Origin of the sequence: Nocardia cyriacigeorgica (assembly GCF_005863245.1) — a bacterium.
GTDB lineage: Bacteria > Actinomycetota > Actinomycetes > Mycobacteriales > Mycobacteriaceae > Nocardia > Nocardia cyriacigeorgica_C.
In genome coordinates, this window is sequence record NZ_VBUT01000006.1 from 190763 (window position 1) to 214725 (window position 23963).

The 23963-nt window shown below is 70.5% G+C and carries 10 protein-coding genes; 8 read left to right on the plus strand and 2 right to left on the minus strand.

The window, feature by feature from the left end:
- Positions 1-4 precede the first annotated feature (4 nt).
- Positions 5-1564 carry a TldD/PmbA family protein gene (locus FEK34_RS16900; protein ID WP_432760956.1) on the minus strand — a complete coding sequence of 520 codons (1560 nt, stop codon included), beginning with the start codon at positions 1562-1564 and terminating at the stop codon, positions 5-7.
- Positions 1565-1690: 126 nt separating this feature from the next.
- Here FEK34_RS16900 and FEK34_RS16905 point away from each other — a divergent pair, with 126 nt between their 5' ends.
- Positions 1691-2320, plus strand: a complete 630-nt coding sequence (locus FEK34_RS16905) for a TetR/AcrR family transcriptional regulator (RefSeq protein WP_231855939.1) — start codon at positions 1691-1693, stop codon at positions 2318-2320.
- A gap of 3 nt (positions 2321-2323) precedes the next feature.
- On the opposite strand, the gene FEK34_RS16910 is transcribed toward FEK34_RS16905, so the two are convergent.
- Positions 2324-3091, minus strand: a complete 768-nt coding sequence (locus tag FEK34_RS16910) for a TSUP family transporter (RefSeq protein ID WP_138448769.1) — start codon at positions 3089-3091, stop codon at positions 2324-2326.
- Positions 3092-3193: 102 nt separating this feature from the next.
- Here FEK34_RS16910 and FEK34_RS16915 point away from each other — a divergent pair, with 102 nt between their 5' ends.
- From FEK34_RS16915 to FEK34_RS16945, 7 genes are all read left to right on the plus strand, one after another.
- Entirely contained in the window at positions 3194-4360 is a 1167-nt protein-coding gene (locus FEK34_RS16915; protein ID WP_138448770.1) for a sensor histidine kinase, read from the plus strand.
- Between the two features lie 48 nt (positions 4361-4408).
- Positions 4409-5068: a response regulator gene (locus tag FEK34_RS16920; protein ID WP_138448771.1), complete on the plus strand. Its 660-nt coding sequence runs from the start codon at positions 4409-4411 to the stop codon at positions 5066-5068.
- A gap of 80 nt (positions 5069-5148) precedes the next feature.
- Positions 5149-5631, plus strand: coding sequence for an FxsA family protein (locus FEK34_RS16925; RefSeq protein ID WP_138448772.1), 483 nt, complete (start codon positions 5149-5151; stop codon positions 5629-5631).
- A gap of 87 nt (positions 5632-5718) precedes the next feature.
- Positions 5719-7323: an amidohydrolase gene (locus FEK34_RS16930; protein WP_138448773.1), complete on the plus strand. Its 1605-nt coding sequence runs from the start codon at positions 5719-5721 to the stop codon at positions 7321-7323.
- Entirely contained in the window at positions 7313-8935 is a 1623-nt protein-coding gene (gene lnt / locus FEK34_RS16935) for an apolipoprotein N-acyltransferase (RefSeq protein ID WP_138448774.1), read from the plus strand. The genes FEK34_RS16930 and lnt overlap by 11 nt, the downstream gene beginning before the upstream one ends.
- Before the next feature lie 363 nt (positions 8936-9298).
- Positions 9299-22939, plus strand: coding sequence for an amino acid adenylation domain-containing protein (locus FEK34_RS16940; protein ID WP_432760957.1), 13641 nt, complete (start codon positions 9299-9301; stop codon positions 22937-22939).
- On the plus strand, positions 22936-23925 hold the full coding sequence (locus tag FEK34_RS16945) for an ATP-binding cassette domain-containing protein (RefSeq protein WP_130916893.1): 990 nt from the start codon (positions 22936-22938) through the stop codon (positions 23923-23925). Before FEK34_RS16940 ends, FEK34_RS16945 begins: the two co-directional genes overlap by 4 nt.
- Positions 23926-23963: the final 38 nt, after the last annotated feature.

Consider the following 23963-nt stretch of genomic DNA (forward strand, 5'->3'; position numbering starts at 1 on the left):
CCGTTCACTGCCCCGCCTCCGTCCGCGTGTTGAGAACATTGATGCCGCGTACCAGGATCGACGGGCATCCGTGACTGACCGCCGCCACCTGCCCGGGTTGCGCCTTACCGCAGTTGAACGCGCCGCCGAGCTGCCAGGTGGACGGCCCGCCGACGGCCTCCATCGCGCCCCAGAAGTCGGTGGTGGTGGCCTGGTAGGCGACATCGCGCAGCTGCCCGTCCAGCTTGCCGTCGCGGATGCGGAAGAACCGCTGCCCGGTGAACTGGAAGTTGTAGCGCTGCATGTCGATCGACCAGGATTTGTCGCCCACGATGTAGATGCCGTCCTCGACCCGGGCGATCAGCTCCTCGGTGGTGGTGTCGCGGTGCGGGTCCGGTTGCAGCGACACGTTGGCCATGCGCTGGATCGGCACATGGTGCGGCGAATCCGCGTACGAGCAGCCGTTGGAGCGGTCGAGTCCGAGGCGCGGCGCGAACACCCGGTCGAGCTGGTAGCCGACCAAGAGGCCCCCGCGCACCAGATCCCAGCGCTGGCCCGCGACACCCTCGTCGTCGTAGCCGACGGTGGCCAGGCCGTGCGGTTCGGTGCGGTCGCCGGTGACGTGCATGATCGGGCTGCCGTACTTCAGCATGCCCAGCAGATCGGGTGTGGCGAACGAGGTGCCCGCGTAGGCGGATTCGTAGCCGATGGCGCGGTCGTATTCGGTGGCGTGGCCGATGGATTCGTGGATGGTGAGCCACAGATTGGTCGGATCGATGACGAGGTCGGTGGGCCCGGCGACGACGCTGGGCGCCTTCACCTTCTCGGCCAGCCATTCCGGCATCCGGGCGAGTTCGCCTGACCAGTCCCAGGTTCCGTCGGCGCCGGTGACGTACTCCCAGCCGCGGCCCGCCGGTGCGGCCAGTGTGCGCATGGTCTCGAACACTCCGGCCGCCGCATCAACGGTGATGGCCTCGAGCTGTGGATGCAACCGCACCCGCTGCTGGGTGATCGAGGAGCCTGCGGTGTCGGCGTAGAAGGTCTGCTCTTTGACCTGCAACACCGAGGCCGTCACGTGGTCGACGCCGTCGGCGGCCGACAGCCGCTGCGAATACTCCTGCAACAGCGCCACTTTGTCGGTGGTCGGCACGGTGAACGGGTCGAGATCGTAGGCCGAGACCCATTCCACGCCGTCGTAGCGGGGCTCGTCGGCCAGCTCGACCCGTTCCCGGTTGAGCGTGCGCAAGGTGGTGGCCACGGTGACGGCGCGGCGGGCGACCTCGGCCGCCGAATCGGGGGTGAGCGCGGCATGCGAGGCGAAACCCCAGGTGCCGTCGACGATCACGCGCACCGCCAGCCCGAGTTCGGCGGAATCGGCGACCGATTCCACGCGACCGTCGCGCAACCGGATCGATTGGGTGACCAGCCGATGCACTCGCAGATCCGCATGCGAGGCACCGGCGGCGGTGGCGGCCGAGAGCGCGGCGTCGGCCAGCGCGGCCAATGGCAGCGCGGTGAATTCGGCGTCGACGCCGTGGCGTGCGCGGCCGGATCCGCTGCCCTCGTGGGAAGTCGGGATGCTCACCCAGCACACGGTAGCCGGTGCCACCGACAGCCGCCGCCGAATAGTTGCTGTCCACAGTGGTATCGAACCGGGACGCGGCGCTCGCGCCTACCACGTCCGCGCGTGCGGATGTCGTACTGTGCCCGCGTGCCGCCTTCCGCCCTCCGTGATCGCAAACGAGAACGTACCCGCCGCGCCCTGCTCGAGGCTGCTGTCGAACTGTTCGAGACCAGAGGCTACGAAGAGACGACCGTGGCTGATATCGCCGCCGTCGCCGAGGTGGGCACGCGCACTTTCTTCAACTATTTCGCCAGTAAGGAAGAGTTGCTGTTCCCCGAACCCGACGACCGGGTGCGGGCCGCGGTGGTCGCGATCGCTTCGCGGCGTCCGGGGGAGCGGCCGGTGGAGGTGCTGTTACGAGCCTTACGCGCGGCCGGCGACAATCCCGGCGAACATCTCATCGACGATCTCTACGCCCGCATCGCCGCCCTGCGGGCCCAGGTGTCGCGCACCGTGCCCGCGGTGAGCGGTCGGGCTGCGCACGCGCAGCTGGTGGCCCAGCGCGAGATCGCCAGGCAACTGCACGCCGCGTTCCCGGCCGAATTCGACGAGGTCGGCGCGGCGGCACTGGTCGGTGCCGTGGTCGGTGCGGTCTCGGGTGCGCTGACGGTGCTGTTCCAGGGCCCGCAGATCGGCATCGAGGACGGTGAACGGTTGCAGCGCAAGATCCACGAAACCACCTCCGAGGTGTTGCGGCCCTGGCTCGCCCGGGTCTGACCGTCAGCCGAACTGCTGCCAGCCCAGCCGCAGCACCATCGCGATCACCACCACCAGCAACACCACCCGGACGAATTCCGCGCCGCGGCTCAACGCCATCCGCGAGCCGACCACCGCGCCCGCGATATTGCCCACCGCCATCGCCGCGCCCAGCGCCCACAGGATGTGACCGGTCGCGCCGAAGAAGATCAGCGCGCCCACATTCGATCCGCAGTTGATCACCTTGGCCATCGCCGCGGCCCGCACGAATTCGGTGCCGAGCAGCGTGGCGAAGGTGATGATGAGGAAGGTGCCGGTGCCGGGGCCGAGCAGCCCGTCGTAGAAGCCGATCAGCCCGGCCGCCAACGCCACCACCAGGATGAACTTGCGCCGGGTCGGCGGATGCGTGGCGAGGGTGACCCCGACCGACGGCCGCGCGGTGACGAAGATCGCCACCCCCACCAGCACCACGAGCACGATCGGTATGAACAGCTCGCGATCGATCAGCGAGACCGCCGCCGCACCGGCCGCCGACGCCACGGCCGCGATCAGCGCCGCGGGCAGCAGCACGCGCCAGCGGATCGGCACCTTCCGGGAGAAGGTCACCACCGCCGCGGTCGTGCCCGCCACCGCGGAGAGCTTGTTGGTGCCGAGAGCCGTCTGCGGTGCGATTCCCGGCGCCACCAGCAGCAGCGTCGGCAACACGATCAGACCGCCGCCGCCGACCACGGCATCCACCCAGCCCGCGGCCGTCGCCGCGGTCAACAGAACCGCCCAGTCGGTGATCTCCACGCCAGCAAGACAACCAGAAACATCCCATGACCGGTCCGCCGGGTGCGTCCCGCGTGCGCGCCGTCACCGGTCGGTGCCGAAGCCACCCATACGCTGAACGGCATGCGCAGGTTCAGTCTGTGGCTTCGCGGCAAGCCGATCGTCGCCGACTCGATGCTGGCCGGTGTGCTGCTGGTGCTCGACGTCCTCGGCGTCTCCACCGCGCACAACAAGGTCGCCTTCGTGGCGTTGTCGCTGGTGTTGCCGCTGCCGATGATCCTGCGCCGGGTCTATCCGCGGCTGATGGCGGCAGCGATGCTCGGGCTGTCGATCACCACCACCGCCGTCAGCTATCTCACCGAGGAACAGTCCGAGCATGTCGCGCTGCTCGGGCTCGGCATCATGCTCTACACGCTGGTGGCCTATGTGGGCCGCCGCGAGGGGTTGGTGTTTCTGGCCGGCCTGGTCGTCGATACCGGACTGTCGATGCTGGCGACGGGGTTCCCGGCCGGCACCGACCTGGCCTTCGTCATCGTGCTGTACGCGCTGTGCTGGACGCTGGCCGAGTTCATCGGCGCCCGTCACGCCTATGACACCGAGGTCGCCGCGCGCCTGGCAGTGGCCGATTACGACCGGGAACGGCGCGCGCACGACGCGGTGTCGGCCGAACGCACCCGCATCGCCCGCGAACTACACGATGTGGTGGCTCATGCGGTGAGCGTCATCATCGTGCAGGCCGATGGCGCGAAATACGCGCTGCGCCACGACCCCGACGCCGCCGAACAGGCCGTCACCACCATCGCCGCGACCGGCCGCGAAGCACTGCGCGAGCTGCGCCGCACCGTCGCGCTGCTGCGCACCGAGCACGCACCCGACCAACTGCCGCAGCACGGCACCGCGGGGCTGGCGAAAGTGGTGGAGATGATGCGCGGCACCGGGCTGGCGGTGGAGCTGGAGATGACCGGCGAACTCGACGACATCGCCCCCGAGATCAGCCTCGGCGTGCACCGCATCGTGCAGGAATCGCTGACCAACACCCTGCGTCACGCCGGCGCCCACCCGAAGGCCTGGGTGCGGGTGCAACGCCGCGACGACGACGTCCTCATCGAGGTCACCGACACCGGTGGCGTGCCCGTGCAGGAACCGGAGAACCGCATCACCGGCAGCGGACTCGGACTGGCCGGCATGCGCGAACGGGTCGCGGTGCTCGGCGGGACCATGGAAGCGGGCCGCACCCCCGACGGCTCGTGGCGGGTGCGGGCGACCATCCCGTTGGTCCAGCCCGACTGATCCGGCCGCCGGCCGCCGCCCGCCGGCGAGCCCACTACGCTGTGGTGCGTGCCGATCACCGTGCTCGTCGTCGATGACCAGGAACTCATGCGCATGGGCCTGAAAATGGTGCTCGGCGCGCACCCCGACATCGAAGTGATCGGCGAGGCCGCCAACGGCGCGCTCGCGGTGACCCAGGCGAGCGAACTGCGGCCCGATGTGGTGCTGATGGATGTGCGGATGCCGGTCGTCGACGGCGTCACCGCGACGACGCAGATCGTGGAAGCCGGACACGGCAGCCGGGTCCTGGTGATGACCACCTTCGACCTCGATGAACACGCCCTCGGCGCATTGCGTGCCGGCGCCAGCGGCTTCCTGCTCAAGGACACCCCGCCCGAGGACCTGATCTCGGCCATCCGCAGCGTCGCCGCCGGTGACGCGGTGGTCTCACCGAAGGTCACCAAACGCCTGCTCGACCGCATGATCAGCGAGAATCCCGGCCGCACCCGTGACCCGGGCGTGCTCGACGTGCTCACCGCCCGCGAACGCGAGGTGCTCGAACAGATCGCCGCGGGCCGGTCCAATGCCGAGATCGCCGCCGCGTTGTTCCTGTCCGAAGCGACGGTGAAAACCCACGTCGGCCGGGTGCTGACGAAACTGGGCCTGCGCGATCGAGTGCAGGCGGTGGTGCTGGCCTATGAGACCGGGCTGGTGCGCCCCGGCGGGTGAGCTCGGCAACCGGACGCGCCCACCGGGAGAAAAATCGAGGTCCCGGACGTTGAGGGGGTAGATCGTCCGGAAGGAACGTCATGCCCGCAGTTGTATTCCTCGCCTACCTCGTCGTCGAGATCGCCGCGTTCGTCGGTGTCGCGCAGTGGATCGGCGTTATGCCCGCCATCCTCGTGCTCATCGCCTGCTCCGCGGCGGGGATGCTGCTCATCGGCTCGCAGGGCCGGCGGGTGTTCGAACAGTTCCGCCGCGCCGGACGCGGCGAGATCGCGCCCGGCACCGCCGTCGCCGACGGTGCGCTGGTGGCCAGCGGCAGCGTCTTGATGTTCGTGCCGGGCCTGGTCACCTCCGTGTTCGGGCTGCTGCTGCTCCTGCCGCCGACCAGGGCGCTGCTGCGTCCGCTGGTGGCGGCGGTGACCACGCGCCGGATGCAACGGGTGGCCGCGCGCATGCCGTATCGCGGCGTCGTCATCGACGGTGACGATGTGGTGGATGGCGTCGTCGTCACCGAGTGGTACGACGACCCGCGCCCCGGCACCCGGCGCGCCATCGGCGGCGCCTGACACCGTCACAGCGGCGCGCGGCGAGGTGATCGCCGCCGCACCCGCCGGTGCCCGTGCGCGGATGCGGCACTGGCAGACTGGTCGATCGTGAGTACCCAGTTGCTGGTCGGTGGTCGTATCTACAGTTCCAGTTCCCCGGACGCGACCGCGATGGCGGTCACCGACGGCACCGTGGTGTGGCTGGGCGCCGATCATGTGGGCCGCGCATTGCATCCCGACGCCGAGATCATCGACTTGGACGGAGCTTTCGTCGCACCGGCCTTCGTGGAACCGCACCTGCACACCACCGCTCTCGGGCTGCAACTGACCGGACTCGATCTGTCCGGCGCGCGTTCGCTCGCGCACTGCATGGAACTGCTCAGCGCTTTCGCCGCGGCCCATCCCGGCGCGGTGATCATCGGCGACGGCTGGGATGAGACCCGCTGGCCCGAACACCGGCCACCCACCGCCGCCGATATCGATGCCGCGCTCGGCGCCGACGCCGGCAGGCACGTCTATCTCTCGCGCGTGGACGCGCACGCCGCGGTGGTCTCCACCGCCGTCCTGGACGCCATACCCGACCTGACCTCGGCGACCGGATTCAGCCGCAGCGAACCCTTGCGCGGGCAAGCCCACCATCTGGCGCGTGCGGCGACGCTGGCCGCACTCACCCGCGACCAGCGTGACGCCGCCCGGCGCGCGGCCCTCGATCACGCCGCCGCGCACGGCATCGTCGCCGTGCACGAATGCGCCGGCCCGGAGGTTTCCGGGGAAACCGACGTCCGCGAACTGCTCGCCTTCGACCACGGCGTCGAGGTCCGGGTCAACTGGGGCCAGGCCGTGACCAGCGCGGACCAGGCGCGTGCGCTGATCGCCGACCTCGGGGTGCATGCCCTGGCCGGTGACCTGTTCGTCGACGGTTCGCTCGGCTCGCGCACCGCCTGGCTGCGCGAACCCTATGCCGACGGCGACGGCACCGGATTCGGCTACCTGGACGCCGACGCGGTCGCCGCGCATGTGCGGGCCTGCACCGAGGCCGGGATCCAGGCCGGATTCCATGTCATCGGTGATGCCGCGATGGACGCCGTGGTCGCCGGTTTCGGCGCTGTGGTCGACGAACTGGGCGGCCCGGCGGTGGCCGCGCGCGGGCACCGGATCGAGCACGCGGAGATGATCGACGCCGACCAGATCACGAAACTGGCGGCATGGGGCGTCATCGCGAGCGTGCAGCCCGCGTTCGACGCCGCGTGGGGCGGCCCCGACGGTATGTACGCGGAACGGCTCGGCGCCGAACGCGCCGCCCTGCTGAATCCGTTCGCGGCCATGGCCTCGGCCGGTATCTCGCTGGCCATCGGCTCGGACGCACCGGTCACCGCCCTCGATCCGTGGGCCGCGGTGCGCGCGGCCACCGAGCATCGCACGCCCGGTCACGGGGTGTCGCCGCGCGCGGCCTTCGCCGCGGCCACCAGGGGTGCGTGGCGTGCGGGCGGGGTCCGCGACGGCGTCGCGGGCACGCTCGTGCCCGGTGCCCCGGCCTCGTACGCGGTGTGGGAAGCCGGCGAACTCGTCGTGGCCGCGGCCGCCGATTCGGTGCAACGCTGGTCGACCGATCCGCGTTCGCGTGTTCCCGGTTTGCCCTCGCTCGCCCCGGACGACGCGCTGCCGCGCTGCCTGCGCACGGTGCACCGGGGAGTGACCATCTATGGCGGCTGAGTCCGCCGGCTTCTGGTTGCGTCCGGCTGCGCTGTTGGACCGGCATCCGGTCCTCATCAGGGCGGTGGCCGCGGTCGTCTCCGGCGTGCTGCTGTTCGGCAGCTTTCCGCCGCGCCCGTGGTGGTTTCTGGCCCCTGCCGGTATCGCACTGCTGACGCTGACCGTGCGCGGCACCGGCAAGCTACGCGGTGGTTTCGGCTACGGCCTGCTGGCCGGGCTCGGGTTCTTCCTGCCGCTGCTGCCGTGGACCGGCATCTACGTCGGTCCGGTGCCGTGGCTGGCGCTGTCGGCGGCATGCGCGGTCTATGTCGGTCTGTTCGGCATGATGGCCCGGTTGCTCGGCACGCTGCCAGGATGGCCGGTGTGGATCGCGCTGGCCTGGACGACAGCGGAATGGGGGCGTTCCAGTTTTCCCTTCGGCGGATTCCCGTGGGGGCGGCTGGCTTTCGGCCAGGCCGACGGCTGGTTCCTCCCGCTGGCCGCCTACGGTGGGGCACCGCTGGTCGGCTTCGCGGTCGCGCTGACCGGAACCGGGATCGCGGCGCTCGTCGTCGCGGTGCGGGGCGGCAGCGTCCGACGGGGTGCGGTCCTTGCCGCAGTCGTCGTTATCGCGGTCATGCCGGTGGCCGGACTCGCGCTGCGCCCCACGCTACCTGCCCCCGATGACGGCGAATCGACCGTCACCGTCGCCGCGATCCAGGGCAGCGTGCCCCGGCTCGGCCTCGACTTCAACGCCCAGCGCCGCGCCGTCCTCGACAACCACGCCCGCCGCACCGAACAGCTGGCCGACGACGTCGCCGCAGGCCGGGCCCCGCAGCCGGATCTAGTGATCTGGCCGGAGAACTCCTCCGATATCGACCCGCTGCGCAACGCCGACGCCGCCACCATCATCACGCGCGCCGCGCGCCGTGTGGGCGCACCCATTCTGATCGGCGCGGTCCTGGTCAACGACGACCGCACCACCACCAACTCGATGATGGTCTGGACCGAGCAATCCGGCCCCGCCGATCGGCACGACAAACGCATCATCCAGCCCTTCGGCGAATACCTGCCGATGCGCGGATTCTTCCGGCTGTTCTCCGAATACGCCGATCGCGCCGGATATTTCGTGCCCGGCCACGGTGACGGCACGGTCGGCATCGCCGGTATCGACCTTGGCGTGGCCACCTGTTACGAAGTGGCCTTCGACCGCGCCTTCCGCGATTCCATGGCCGCGGGCGCGCAGCTGCTGACCGTGCCGACCAACAACGCGACCTTCGGCGACAGCGAGATGACCTATCAGCAGCTGGCCATGTCGCGGGTGCGGGCGGTGGAACATGGGCGGGCGCTCGTCGTCGCGGCCACCACCGGCGTCAGCGCCATGATCACCGCCGACGGCGCGGTGGGTCAGCAGACCGAGCTGTTCGTGCCCGCCGCGTTGATCGCCGACCTTCCGCTGCGGAGTTCGACGACGGTGGCCACCCGGTTCGGTGCGGCACCGGAATGGGCGGCCATCGTTCTCACTGCCGCCGCGTTGGCCGTCGTGGCAATCCGCCGGCGAACCCGGCGTCCGGATGAGCCGACCGAGCGAGCGTCTTCGCCCGAATTTCCGGCGCATCCGTCTGCGCGATAGGCGCCGCGCTAACCGGACGCCCGTTATCTGTCCGGTCCGATCGAACGTGCGGTCTTGCGGCGCGGGCGAATTCCTGGTTCGCCCGACAATAGCCGTCGCACGGACGGACCGGCACGTCAGCGAGCCATTTTCCGGCATTCCTGTCGGAATGTTTCCGCTCCTCGCCCGATAGCGAAAATGTAGCTGTCCAAAGTGGCGTTGCGCCAAGGCCGTTGGAAGTGAAACAAATCCGAACCCCCGGCCATCCGGCCGCCATGACGCTCCGAATCATCATTCGTGGACTACGTCCTACGGCTAGGCGCGTGCGCGCCGACCGTGTGGTGCTCGGGGAGTTGCGTGAACAGCGGCAGAACGGAGTGATTGATGAGTTCATTGGCCACGGATCGTGTCGACCAATGTTCATCGGGCGAATTCTCAGCACAACCGTTCGCCTTGTCGCCTGCGCAGACAGCCCTGTGGTACGCGCAGCGCATCCGCCCGGACGTGCCGCTGACCATCGCGCAGTACGTGGAGATCCACGGTGACCTCGACGCGGGCAGGCTGCTGTACTCGATCGAGCGCTTCGGCGCCGAGACCCAGGTCGGTCTGCTGCGGCTGGTCGAGATCGATGGCGTACCGCACCAGGTGGTCGATCCGTTCCACCGGCCCGGCTGGGCGCGGGTGGACCTGCGCGGCGAGGCCGACCCGCACGCGGCGGCCATGCAGTGGATGAACGAGCACGCCAGCTCACCCATCGACCTGGACAACGATCCGCTCATCACCAACGCGGTGCTGCGCTACGGCGACAACGACTACATCTGGTACGCCCGCGCGCACCACATCGTCATCGACGGCTACGGCGCCATGAACGCGCTCACCCGGACCGCCGAGATCTACACCGCGATCGAGAACCAGACCGAGCCCGCCGTCTCCCGGGCCACCCCGCTGGCCGAGATCTACGCCGACGAATCCCGCTACCGCGATTCCGCGCGTTTCCGCAGCGACCGCGAGTACTGGATGGAGCAGTTGGAAGGCGTGGGCGGCACCCTCAGCCTGTCCAACGCCAACAGCGCCGTGCCGATGCCCGATCCGGGCCGTCGGCGCGCCACCGCCGTGCTGGACGAGCGCACAGAAGCCGCCGTCACCGCGGCCACCACCGCCTTCGGCGCCGCCAACTCGACCTTGTTCGCCGCGGCGCTGGCCTGCTACGTCCGCTCGGTCACCGGCACCGACGATGTGGTGCTGAGCCTGCCCGTCTCGGCCCGCACCACCGTGGCGCTGCGCCGTTCGGCCGGCGTGGTGTCGAATGTGGTGCCGCTGCGGGTGCGTTTCGCCGAGGAGACCACCGTGCGCGATGTGGTGCGCGCGGTCGAACTGCAGATCACCGGCGCGCTGCGGCATCAGCGCTACCGTCACGACGACATCCGCCGCGACTGCGGATACTCGCGCGACGCGCGCGGCTTCTTCGGCCCGATGGTCAACATCATGTTGTTCCACAACGAGCTGAAGTTCGGCAGCCTGCTGGGCTCGCTGCACGTGCTGGCCACCGGCCCGGTCGAAGATCTGTCGATCAACCTCTACAACGGGGTCGGCGACCGCATCCACATCGATTTCGAGGCCAACCCGCAGCTCTACGGCGAGACCGAACTCGCCATGCACCACGAGCGGTTCCTGGATTTCCTCGCCCGCTTCCTCACCGCCGGCACCGAGACCAAGGCCCTGTCACTGACCGCGATCACCGACGCCGAACGTCATCGGGTGTTGCAGGCCTGGAACGCCACCGAGGTACCGGTCGCGGCCGACACCCTGGCGGGAATGTTCGGTGCCCGCGCCGCGGCCTGCCCCGACGCGACGGCGGTCGAGTTCGAGGACCGATCCCTCACCTATCGCGAACTGGACGAACGCTCGAGCCGGCTGGCCCGGATGCTCATCGAGCGCGGCGCCGGGCCCGATCGCGTGGTCGGTGTGTACCTGCGCCGCAGCCTCGACCTGGTGGTCGGCCTGTACGCCATCGTGAAGGCGGGCGCGGCCTATCTGCCGCTCGACGTCGACTACCCGCGCGAGCGGATGGAGCGGATCGTGCAGCAGGCCGCGCCGGTCGCGGTGCTGACGGCCGCGGCGGACGCGGCCGGCCTTCCCGAGCACGCACCCGAACTGATTCTCGACACCGCCGACCTTGCCGCCTACTCACCGGATCCGATCACCGACGCCGACCGTTCGGCGACCCTGCGGCCCGATCATCTGGCCTACGTCATCTTCACCTCCGGTTCCACCGGCAATCCCAAGGGCGTCGGCGTCAGCCATGCCGCCATCGTCAACCGGCTGCAATGGATGCAGCACGAATACCCGCTCGACGCCGGTGACGCGGTCCTGCAGAAGACCCCGGCCACCTTCGACGTCTCGGTGTGGGAGTTCTTCTGGCCGTTGCAGATCGGCGCCCGGCTGGTGGTGGCCCGGCCGGACGGGCATCGCGACCCCAGCTACCTGGCCGAGGTCATCGCCGCGAAGGGCGTCACCACAGCGCATTTCGTGCCGTCGATGCTGTCGGTCTTCGTCACCGATACCGATGTGCGCGGCTGCACCGGGCTGCGCCGGGTGTTCTGCAGCGGTGAGGCCTTGCCGCCGGCCACCGTCCGCGACTTCCACGCGGCCTTGCCCGGCCCGCGGCTGCACAACCTGTACGGCCCGACCGAGGCGGCCGTCGACGTCACCTACTGGCCCTGCCCGGCCGACCCGGAGTCCGTCCCGATCGGCTCGCCGGTCTGGAACACTCAGACCTACGTCCTCGATGCGCGATTGCAGCCGGTGCCGCCCGGCGGCGTGGGGGAGTTGTACCTGGCCGGAACCCAGCTGGCCCGCTGCTATCTCGGTCAGCCACGACTCACTGCCGACCGGTTCGTCGCCAACCCCTTCACCCCGGGCACCCGGATGTACCGCACCGGCGACCTCGCGCGCTGGCACCTGCGCGGCCGCGGTTCGGCGGGCGGGCCCGAGCGCGGCGTGCTGGAATACCTGGGCCGCACCGACTTCCAGGTCAAGATTCGCGGCCAGCGCATCGAACTCGGCGAGATCGAGGCCGCGCTGCTGGCCGACGAGCGGGTCGCGCGCGCGGTCTGCGTCGCCCACACCGGACGCACCGGTGACGAACTGGTCGCCTACGTGGTCGCCGCGCCCGGTGCCCGAGGCGACGCCGCGGCCGAAAAGCTCGACACCGCGGGCCTGCTCACCGGCCTGCGCGAGATGCTGCCCTCCTACATGGTGCCGACGGCCCTGATGGAACTCGACGAGCTGCCGCTCAGCGCCAACGGCAAGATCGATCGTGCCGCGCTGCCCGCGCCCGCCGCGCATGTCCGGCCCACCGGACGCGCGAGCATCGCACCGCGCACGGAGGTCGAGCGGGTCCTGGCGAACATCTTCGCCGAGGTGCTCGAGATCGACGACATCGGCGTGGAGGACGGCTTCTTCGACCTCGGCGGCAATTCGCTGATCGCCGCGCGCGCGGTCGCCCGGATCAACGGCACCCTCGGCGCCGGCGTGACCATCCGCGATCTGTTCGAGGCGGGCACCATCGCGGCGCTGGCCGAGCGATTCTCCACCCAGCACCTCGACACCTCGTCGCCGGCGCTGCGGCCGACCGGCCGCCCGGCCACCATCCCGCTCTCGCCCGCACAGCAGCGGCTGTGGATTCTCAACCGATTCGCCGAACACGCGGCCGCCTACAACATGCCCCTGGCCGTGCGCCTGGACGGCAAACTCGACATCGCCGCGCTACGGGCGGGCCTGTTCGACGTCCTCGACCGGCACGAAAGCCTGCGCACCACCTTCCCGGAGACCCCGGAAGGCCCGAGCCAGGTGATCCACGCCGCCACCGACATCCCGCTGCACCTGGACCCCATCGACGCCCGCGGCGCCGACGTCGACGCGCTGGTCGCCGAGTTCGCCGGATACGGCTTCGATCTGCGCAGCCAGGCGCCGATCCGGGTGGCGCTGTACGAGACCGGTCCCGACCGGCATGTGCTGCTGCTCGTGCTGCATCACATCTGCGGCGACGGCTGGTCGGTGGCACCGCTGGCCCGCGACCTGATGACCGCGGTCGCCGCCCGCGCCGACGGCAAGGCCCCGCAGTGGACCCCGCTGCCGGTGCAGTACGCCGATTTTGCGCTGTGGCAGCGGGAATTGCTCGGCGAGGAAACCGACCCGTCGAGCGCGCTGAGCCGTCAGCTCGACTACTGGCGCTCGGCGCTGGACGAGCTGCCCGAGCAGTTGGACCTGCCGCTGGATCGCCCGCGCCCGCTGCGGCGATCCACCGCCGGTGCTCGGTTCGGCTTCACCATCGACCCCGAAACCCGCCGCGCCGCAGGCGAACTCGCCGTCGCCAGGGGCGTGAGCATGTTCATGGTGCTGCATGCCGCGTTCGCCACCCTGCTGGCGCGCGTGTGCGGCAGCAGCGACATCGTCATCGGCACACCCATCGCCGGCCGCTCCGACCCGGCGCTGGACGAGCTGGTCGGTATGTTCGTCAACACCCTGGTGTTGCGCACCGAGGTGGACCCGGCCGCCGGGTTCGATCGGATGCTCGACGTCGCCCGGGAAACCGATCTCAATGCCTTCGCCAACGCCGACGTGCCGTTCGAGCGGCTGGTCGAGGTCGTCAACCCCGAGCGGATGAGCGGCAGACACCCGCTGTTCCAGGTGATGCTGTCCTACGACCGTGCGCCCGAATTGCGCATCGAACTGCCCGGTGTGCACACCGAAGTGCTGCCGCTGGCAGCCGACGTGGCCAAATTCGATCTCCAGCTCGAAGTGCACGACGACACCACCGACGGTCCGCTGCACGCCGAATTCGGCTACGCCACCGATGTTTTCGACGACGCCACGATCCAGGCGCTGGCGCGGCGGTTCACCGCGATCCTCGCTGCCGCGGTGGTGCGTCCCGACGCGCCGGTCGGCGACATCGACATCCTGGACCGGCGCGAGAAGGCCGATCTGGTGCCGATCGCGGGCGGGCCCGCCGAACCCACCGTCACGCTGGCGCGGTTGTTCGCCCAGACCGCCGAACGCCTGCCCGATGCGGTGGCCGTCCGCTTCCGCGGCAACGCCACCACCTACCGCGAACTCGACGAACGCTCCAACCAGCTGGCCCGGGTGCTGATCTCACACGGCGCGGGACCCGAAGTGGTCGTCGCCGTCGCATTGCCGCGCAGCCTGCATTCGATCCTGGCGATCTGGGCCGTCGCGAAAACGGGCGCGGCCTACGTCCCGATCGATCCGGGGTATCCACGCGAACGGATCGCGCACATGATCGGCGATTCCGGGGCCTTGCTCGGGCTCACCGATCCGAGTTCGCTGTCGGCGCTGCCCAGCTGGCCCGCCGATCCCGGTAAACACAGCCTCACCACCGGCACCTGGCTGATGCTCGGCTCCGGCGAGCTCGACATGGCCTGTGCAGCACAATCGGCCGCGCCCGTCACCGATGCCGAGCGGCTCGGCGCACTGCGCGCGGGCCAGCCCGCCTACCTGATCTACACCTCCGGATCCACCGGCACGCCGAAGGCCGTCATCGTCACCCACGCCGGTCTGGCCTCCTTCGCCAACGAGCAGCGGTATCTGTTCGGCGTCACCGAAACCGCGCGGACCCTGCATTTCTCGTCGCCGAGTTTCGACGCCTCGGTGCTCGAGCTGCTGCTGGGATTCGCGGCCGGAGCCACCGTGGTGGTCGCGCCCGCCGATCTCTACGGCGGCAGCGAACTCGCCGACTTCCTGCGCACCGAACGCATCACCCACGCCTTCATCACCCCCGCAGCGCTCGCCACCGTGCCCTGCGAGCGGCTCGACGACCTGCGCTCGGTGATGGTCGGCGGCGAGGCCTGCACCGAGGCACTGGTGGCCACCTGGGCGGCGCGCTACCGCATGCACAACATGTACGGCCCGTCCGAAGCGACGGTGGCGGCCACCGCCTCCGAGCCGATGCGCCCCGGAGAACCGATCCCGCTCGGTCACCCGGTGCGCGGAATGCGGCTGTTCATCCTGGACAACCGACTGCGCCCGGTGCCGCCAGGAACCCCCGGTGAGCTGTATGTGTCCGGTCCGGGCATCGCCCGCGGCTACCACGGCAGGCACGCACTGACCGCCGCCCGGTTCCCGGCGAATCCGCACGGTCGCCGCGGTGAGCGGATGTACCGCACCGGCGACCTCGTGGTGGCCGATCCGGCGGGCAACCTGCGCTTCCTCGGCCGCGCCGACGACCAGATCAAGATCCGCGGCTTCCGCATCGAACTCAGCGAGATCGACCATGCGCTGCGCGCACATCCCGGCGTCGACTTCGCCGTGACGGTGGTGCACACCGACGCCAATGGGCATCAGCGGCTCGCCTCGTATGTGAGCGGCGCGGCAGCGATCGACCCGGCAGCCGTGCTCGACACCGTACGCGGACGACTGCCCGGGTACATGGTGCCCGCCGCGGTCACCGTGCTGGACGAGGTTCCGGTGACGCCGTCGGGCAAACTGGACCGAAAGGCCCTGCCCGAGCCGGTCTTCGCGGCCACCGCCGCGTCCCGCGCGCCTGCCACCGAACTCGAGCTGCGGGTCGCCGCCCTGTTCGGTGAGGTACTCGGCCGGCCCATCACCGGCGCCGAGGACAGTTTCTTCGACGTCGGCGGCAACTCGCTGCTGGCCACCCGGCTGGCCGCGTCGGTGTACCAGCATTTCGGCGTCGACCTGCCGGTGCGCACCATCTTCGAGGCACCCACCGTGGCGGGCCTGGCCGCCCACCTCGCCGAAGCGCCGCGCACCCAGCGTATTCCGCTGGTCGCGCACAGCCCGCGCCCGCACCGGATCCCGTTGTCGCTGCCCCAGCAGCGCCTGTGGTTCCTCAACCGGTTCGCACCCGAATCCAGTGCCTACAACATCGCGTTCGCGCTGCGGATCGACGGCGATCTCGATGTCGCCGCCCTGGGCGAGGCCCTGGCCGACATCGTCGACCGGCACGAGGTGCTGCGCACCCGATTCCCCGACGATGAGCAGGGTCCGCACCAGGTCATCGTGCCGGTCGCCGATGCGGTACCCGCGGTTGATCCGGTACCGGCCACCGAAGCAGAGGTGGCCGGGCATCTCGAACGGCTGGCCCGGCGTGGATTCGACCTGACCACCGACACCCCGCTGCGGATCACCCTGCTGCGGGTGGACGAACACCACCATGTCCTCGGCGTCGCCGTCCACCACATCGCCGCCGACGGCTGGTCGCTGGGTCCGCTCACCCGCGACCTCGCCACCGCCTACCTGGCCCGTCGCGGCGGCGCGGCACCGAATTGGCAGCCACTGCCGGTGCAGTACGCCGACTTCGGGCTCTGGCAGCGTGAATATCTGGGCGAGGCCACCGGCGCCGACAGCCCGGCCGCCCGGCAGTTGGAGTTCTGGCGCACGCAGCTGGCCGACCTGCCCGACGAACTGCCGCTGCCCTACGACCGTCCCCGGCCCGCCGAACCGACCCAGATCGCCGGTTCGGTGCGGCGCACCCTGCCGGAGCCGGTGCGCGGCGCACTCGCCGAACTGGCGCGCGAACAGGGCGTGAGCATGTTCATGGTGTTGCGCACGGCGCTTGCGGTGCTGCTGCGTGCGGTGACCGGCGGCCGCGATATCCCGATCGGCACCCCGGTCGCGGGCCGCACCCAGACCGAACTCGACGATCTGGTCGGCATGTTCGTCAACACGCTCGTGCTGCGCTCCGACGTCGATCCGGCGCTCGCCTTCACCGCGTTGCTGCGCGCCGATCGCGACACCGAACTCGCCGCCATCGCCAATGCCGATATCCCCTTCGAGCGTGTCGTCGAAGAACTCGGCCGCGACCCGCGCGCGACCGGCAGGCATCCGCTGTTCCAGGTCGCGCTGACGGTCCAGGACACCCCGCATCCACGCCTGGAACTGCCCGGACTGGCGTTGCAAGCGCACGCCCTCGATATCGAGCTGGCGAAGTTCGACCTGGAACTGCGCGTCACCGACCCGGCCGAGGCCGGCGACGACGGCACGCTCGAATTCGTCTACGCCGCCGAACTGTTCGACGACGCCACGGTGCAGACCCTGGCCGACCGATTCCTGACCGTGCTCGCCACGATCAGCACCGAGCCGGGTATCCGCGTCGACCACATCGACGCCCGCACCGAGGACGAACGCCGACGGTTCGCGCCCGCCTGCGGGGCACCCGCCGGGCCGAGAATCACCCTGGCCGAGGTTTTCGCGCGCACCGTGGCCGCCCATCCGCAGCGCCCGGCGATCCGTTCCGGTGCTCTCGAACTGACCTACACCGAGCTGGACCGGCGGTCGAATCGGGTGGCGCGCCGGTTGATCCGGCACGGCATCGGCACCGGCGACCGGGTCGCGCTCGGGCTGACCCGCTCGGTCGAATCGGTGGTCACCGCGCTCGCCGTCGCCAAGACCGGCGCCGCGTTCGTCCCGGTGGACCCGAACTATCCGACCGACCGGGTACGGCACATGCTCACCGACTCCGGTTGCGCGGTCGGGGTCACGGTGTCCGCGCACGGGCAGCAGATGCGCGCCGCCGATGACCGCGGCATCGCCTGGATCGTGCTCGACGACGCCGCCGACGCGGAATTCGAGCCCGCTGCCGACGGAGCCATCGCCGCGAGCGAGCGGCTGCGCCCGACCCGCACCGACGACCTGGCCTATCTGATCTACACCTCCGGTTCCACCGGAAAACCGAAAGGTGTGGCCGTCACCCACGGTGGCCTGTCGAACCTGGCCGACGAGTTGCGCGAGCGGATGCGGGTGAGCCCGCAGGCACGGACCCTGCATTTCTCCTCGCCGAGTTTCGACGCCGCGATCTTCGATCTGCTGCTGGCCTTCGGCTCGGGCGCGACGATGATCGTCGTCCCGCCGGACGTATACGGTGGCGACGAACTCGCCGAGCTGCTGACCGCGGAACGGGTGACGCACACCTTCATCACGCCCGCGGCGCTGGCGACCATCGATCGCGACCGGTGGCCCCTGCCCGACCTGCAGGGCCTGATGGTCGGCGGCGAGGCCGTCGGACCGGAGCTGGTCGCCCGCTGGGCGCCGGATCGGTCCATGGTCAACGGCTACGGTCCGACCGAAACCACCGTGGTGACAACGATTTCCGTACCGTTCGAGGTCGGGCGGCCCATCGATATCGGCACCCTGGTGCGCGGTGCGCGGGCCGTCGTGCTCGACGAACGTCTGCGGCCGGTGCCGGCGGGTGTGCCCGGTGAGCTGTACATCGGCGGCCCGAACCTGGCCCGCGGCTACTACGCCCGGCGCGCGCTCACGGCAGCCCGGTTCGTCGCCGACCCCTGCGGCCCGGCCGGTGCCCGGGTCTACCGCACCGGTGACGTCGTGCGCTGGAACGCCGCCGGCGAGCTGATCTACCTCGGCCGCAGTGATCACCAGGTGAAGGTGCGCGGTTTCCGCATCGAGCTCGGCGAGATCTCGGCCGCGCTGGCCGGGCACCCGGACGTGCGGTTCGCGCACACCCAGGTGCGCACCCTCGCCGGTGCGGACCGCATCGTGGCCTATGTCCAGGCCGCGCGCGCAGGTGAACTCGATCTCGATGGGTTGCGCGCACACGTCGCCGCCCAGGTGCCCGCGCATATGGTGCCCGCGGCGATCACGGTGCTCGACGAGATTCCGCTGACCCCGGTCGGCAAGCTGGACATCAGCGCGCTACCGGAGCCGGTGCTGCCCGCCGCGCACACGACGCGGCCGCTGCGCACCGACGCCGAGCGGCTGGTCGCCGCCGTCATGGGTGAACTCGTCGATGCCGACATCACCGGCGCGGACGACAACTTCTTCGATATCGGCGGAACCTCGCTGCTCGCCACCCAATTGGTCGCGCGGCTGGCGGCGGCGACCGGCACCCGGCTGGAAGTGCGGGCCGTCTTCGCCGGCCCAACGGTCGCCGAGTTGGCGGCCCGCCTGGACGCCGGATCACCGGAGGAGGGCAGGCCGGCCCTGGTCGCGGGTGCCCGGCCGCAGCGCATCCCGTTGTCCGCCGCCCAGCGCAGGCTGTGGTTCCTCAACCGCTTCGACGGCGGGGCGGGCGAGCGCAGCTCCGGGGCCTACAACGTGCCCGTCGTCCTGCGGCTGCGTGGACGTCTCGACCGCGCGGCCCTCATCACGGCGCTGCACGCGGTGCAGCGCAGGCATGAGACGTTGCGGACGGTCTTCCCGGTCATCGAGGGCGAACCAGCGCAGGTCGTGCTGGATCCGGCCGACGCGGCGATCCGGGTGCGGACCGAGACCGTGCGGGCCGACGCGGTGGAGCCGATCGTGCGCGAATTCGCCTCGGAGGGCTTCGATCTCGGCACCACGGTGCCGGTGCGGGCCGCGATCCTGACCGTCGCGCACCCGACGGTGGTCACCAGCGAACTCGACGAGCACGTGCTGGTACTGGTCGTGCATCACATCGCGATGGACGGCTGGTCGCTCGAACCGCTGGCCGCCGACGTGGCCGCGGCCTACTGCGCCGCCCGGGAAGGCCGCGTGGACACCGTGCCCGCGCTCGAGATCCAGTACGCCGATTACACGCTGTGGCAGGAGCGGGTCCTCGGCACCGAGGACGACGCCGATTCCCTGATCAGCCGCCAACTCGACTACTGGCGCAACGCCCTCGACCAGCTGCCGGAGCTACTCGCGGTGCCCGCCGACCGGCCGCGTCCACCCACACCCTCCTACCGCGGAGGCACGGTGCGGTGCACGGTCGACGCCGCCACCCACCGGGAACTGAGCACGGTCGCCGCCGGGCACAACGCCAGCATGTTCATGGTGCTGCACGCCGCGCTGGCGGTCCTGCTGCACCGGATGACGGCCGTGGACGATATCGCGGTCGGCACGCCGATCGCGGGGCGTGGGCATCCGGCGCTCGATCGCATGGTCGGCATGTTCGTCAACACCCTGGTGCTGCGGACCCGGGTGGACGGCGACGCCGCGTTCACCGACCTGCTCGCGGCGGTGCGCGAGACGGACCTCGATGCCTTCGCGAACGCGGATCTGCCGTTCGAACGCCTGGTGGAGGTGCTCAATCCGGCCCGGTCGCAGTCGCATCACCCGCTGTTCCAGGTGATGCTGTCGGTTCGCAACGAGCCGGTCCGGGTGCTGGAACTGCCCGGCCTGCGCATCGACGCCGAGGACGCCGACACCGGGATCGCCAAGTTCGATCTGCAGTTCACCCTCACCGAGAACCGCACCGCGGCAGGCGAACCCGGCGGCATCTCGCTCGCGATCGACTTCGCGCGCGACCTGTTCGACGAGGGCACCGCCGCCCGATTCGGCAAGCGTTTCGTCCGCCTGCTGTCCTCGATCGCCACCAGCCCCACCACCCCGGTCGGCGACCTGGACCTGCTCGATCCCGCCGAATGGCCGGAACTCGCGCCGGTACGCGGTGCCCAGCCGGATCGTCCGGTGACCCTGCCCGAGGTGTTCGCCGCGGCGGCAGCGTGCGATCCACACGCCATCGCCGTGCGCTCGGACGGCACCGAGGTCACCTATTCGGCCCTCGACCGATGGAGCAACCGCCTCGCCCGCGTGCTCATCGAACGCGGGGTCGGACCGGAAACCCTGGTGGCGCTGGGTATTCCACGTTCGGTGGAATCGGTGGCGACGGTGCTCGCGGTCGCGAAGGCCGGCGCGGCGTTCGTGCCGGTCGACCCGAACTACCCGGCCGGCCGGATCGCGCACATGCTGTCGGATTCGGGTGCCGCCCTCGGCATCACACTCGCCGAGTACCGCGACAGCCTGCCCTCGACCGCCGACTGGCTGGTGCTCGACGCCCCCGATATCCGCTCCCTGGTGCTGGCGGCCTCCGGCGACCCCGTCACCGACGCCCACCGGATCACCCCGCTGCGGCTGGAGAACCCGGCCTACGTCATCTACACCTCCGGATCCACCGGAACGCCCAAGGGCGTCACCGTCACCCACGGCGGCCTGTCCAACTTCGCCGCCGAGACCGCGCAGCGTTTCGATGTGCGGCCCGGGTGCCGGGTGCTGCACTTCGCGACGCCGAGCTTCGACGCCGCCATGCTGGATCTGCTGTTCGCCCTCGGCGGCGCCGCGACCCTGGTGATCACCCCGCCGGGCGTGGTCGGCGGTGAGGAACTGCGCCGGGTGTTCATCGACGAGGCCATCACCCACGCCTTCATCACCACCTCGGCGCTGGGCACCGTCGATGCGACCGGTGTCACCGAACTGGCACATGTGCTCGTCGGCGGCGAGGCGCTGCCGCCGGAACTGGTGACCAGGTGGTCGCGTGGCCGCAACCTGTACAACGTCTACGGCCCGACCGAAACGACCATCGTCACGATCATGTCCCAGCCCATGGCGCCGGACCGGCCCATCACCATCGGCGGGCCCATCCGCGGTGTGGACGCACTCATTCTCGATCCGCGATTGCATCCGGCGGCCATCGGCGTCACCGGGGAACTGCACCTGGCCGGAGCCGCCCTGGCCCGCGGTTACCTCAACCGCCCCGGTCTGACGGCGACCAGGTTCGTCGCCAACCCGTACGGCAAACCGGGCGAGCGGATGTACCGCACCGGCGACCTGGTGCGGCTGTGGCCCGGCGCGGACGCGGGGTCCGGCGATATCGAATACGTCGGCCGGACCGACCATCAGGTCAAGATCCGCGGCTTCCGCATCGAACTCGGCGAGATCGACACCGCCCTCGGCAGGCACCCGGGCGTCGAGGTCGCGCTCACCATCGGCCACCGCACACCCGCGGGCGCCACCGCGCTGGTGTCGTATGTGAAGCCGCGGGCCGGCGCGGTGGTGACCGCCGCCGAGCTGACCGCCCACCTGGCGGATCTGGTGCCCAATTACATGGTGCCGCAGTCGATCATGATGATCGACCGGGTGCCGCTGAGCCCCGTCGGCAAACTCGACCGGCAAGCGCTGCCGGAACCGGTGTTCACCGGCGGCCAGGGCTACCGGGCACCGGCCACCCGCACCGAGGCGGCGCTGTGCGCGGCCTTCGCCGAGGCGCTCGGCATCGACCGGGTCGGCGCCGACGACAGCTTCTTCGAACTCGGCGGCAACTCGCTGCTGGCGACGAAGGTGGTGGCACGCCTGCGCGCCGACGGCATCGACATGCCGGTGCAGATGATGTTCGGCGAGGCGACCCCGGCCGCGCTCGCGGCACGGCTCGACGACAGCGGCGTCGCCGATGCGATGGCCGAGGCCCTGGCGCCGATCCTGCCGCTGCGACCCGACACCGGGGCCAGCCGCGAGCCGCTGTTCTGCGTGCACCCGGCGATCGGTCTGGCGTGGTGCTACTCGGGACTGCTCGCGCATCTGCCCGCGGATCGCCCGGTGTACGGGCTGCAAGCGCCGCACGTCACCGGGGGCGCGGGCTATGGCTCCCTCGCCGAAGCGGCCGATCATTACGTCGAGCTCATCCGGTCGGTGCAGCCGCATGGGCCCTACCACCTGCTCGGCTGGTCGCTGGGCGGGCTCATCGCGCACGAGATCGCGGTGCGGTTGCAGGAGGCGGGGGAGCAGGTGGCGCTGCTGTCGATGATGGACAGCTACCAGCTCTCCGACAGCCTGCTCGATCAGGCCATGCCCAGCGTCGCCGACATCATCGGTGAGTTCGGCAGCGACCAGATCGCCGACGCCGCAGCGCTCGACGACGGGATGAGCCTGCCCGAGGCCGCGGCGCTGCTGCGCTCTCAGCCGGGACCGTTCGCGGCGCTGACGGTCGAACACCTGGAACGGCTCTACGCCGGCTACACCGACGGCACGGTGCTGGCCAACAGTTTCCGGCCCCGCGTGTTCCGTGGCGACCTGCTGTTCTTCACCGCGGCCGACGACGAGATCAACCGCGCGGACCGCGACCGCTGCGCCGCCGCCTGGCGTCCGTTCGTCACCGGCGCCGTGCACGACCATCAGCTGCGCTGCACCCACGCGGCGATGACCACACCCGAAGCACTCGCGGTGATCGGACCGGTGCTGCGCTTCCACCTCGACGGCGCGGACCGGCAAGCGAAGGAGACACACAGGTGAGCCTGGCGGTGGAAGTCCTCGGCCTGGTCAAGAACTACGGCCGCGTCCGAGTGCTCGACGGGATCGACATCCAGATCCCGGCGGGCACCGTGATGGGATTGCTCGGGCCCAACGGTGCCGGCAAGACGACCACGGTGCGCATCGTCACCACCCTGCTACGGCCGTGCGCGGGCTCGGTTCACGTCGCCGGCGTGGACGTGCTGCGCGACCCGGCCGCCGCCCGCCGCCGCATCGGACTGTCGGGCCAGTACGCCGCCGTCGACGCGAATCTGTCCGGCTACGAGAACCTGCGCATGGTGGCCCGGCTCTACGGCATGTCGCATCGGCAGGCCGCGGCCCGCGCAGGCGAGCTGCTCACCGCGTTCGGGCTCGACCACGCCGCCGATCGCCGGGCGGGCACCTACTCCGGCGGCATGGCACGCAGGCTCGACCTGGCCGGTGCGCTGGTGGCGAGGCCGCCGGTGGTGGTGCTGGACGAACCGACCACCGGCCTCGATCCCCGCGGGCGGCTCGACATGTGGCGGGTGATCGGCGATCTCGTCGACGACGGCACCACCGTGCTGCTGACCACTCAATACCTCGAAGAGGCCGACCAACTCGCCGACCGGATCATCGTCATCGATCGGGGCAAGGTGATCGCCCGCGGTTCGGCCGACGAACTGAAGACCTCCATCGGCGGTGACCGGCTGACGGTCACCCTGGCCACCGGCCAGGAAGCCCAGCCCGCCCTGTCGGTCCTGGCCCAGGTCGGCATCGGTGAGCCGGTGCACGACATCGGCAGCCATGATGTGTCGATCGTGGTGGGCGAGGGTTCGCGCACCATGGTGGAGGCCCTGCGGCGGCTCGACGACGCCGGAGTGTGCGTCGTCGACGCGAATGTGCACCGCCCCACTCTCGACGATGTATTCCTTTCCCTCACCGGCACCGCGGCACCCACGCCCGCGGCGGCGGAATCCGATGACGTACAAGAGGAGATCATGTCGTGAGCTCAGCGCCGGCAGCGGTACGTGACGAAGCCCCCGCG

Bases quoted from the DNA above. Each gene is read 5' to 3' on its own strand.
- FEK34_RS16915 (WP_138448770.1), top strand. From the start codon at position 3,194: ATGCGCAGGTTCAGTCTGTGGCTTCGCGGCAAGCCGATCGTCGCCGAC.
- FEK34_RS16925 (WP_138448772.1), top strand. From the start codon at position 5,149: ATGCCCGCAGTTGTATTCCTCGCCTACCTCGTCGTCGAGATCGCCGCG.
- lnt (WP_138448774.1), top strand. From the start codon at position 7,313: ATGGCGGCTGAGTCCGCCGGCTTCTGGTTGCGTCCGGCTGCGCTGTTG.
- FEK34_RS16940 (WP_432760957.1), top strand. From the start codon at position 9,299: ATGAGTTCATTGGCCACGGATCGTGTCGACCAATGTTCATCGGGCGAA.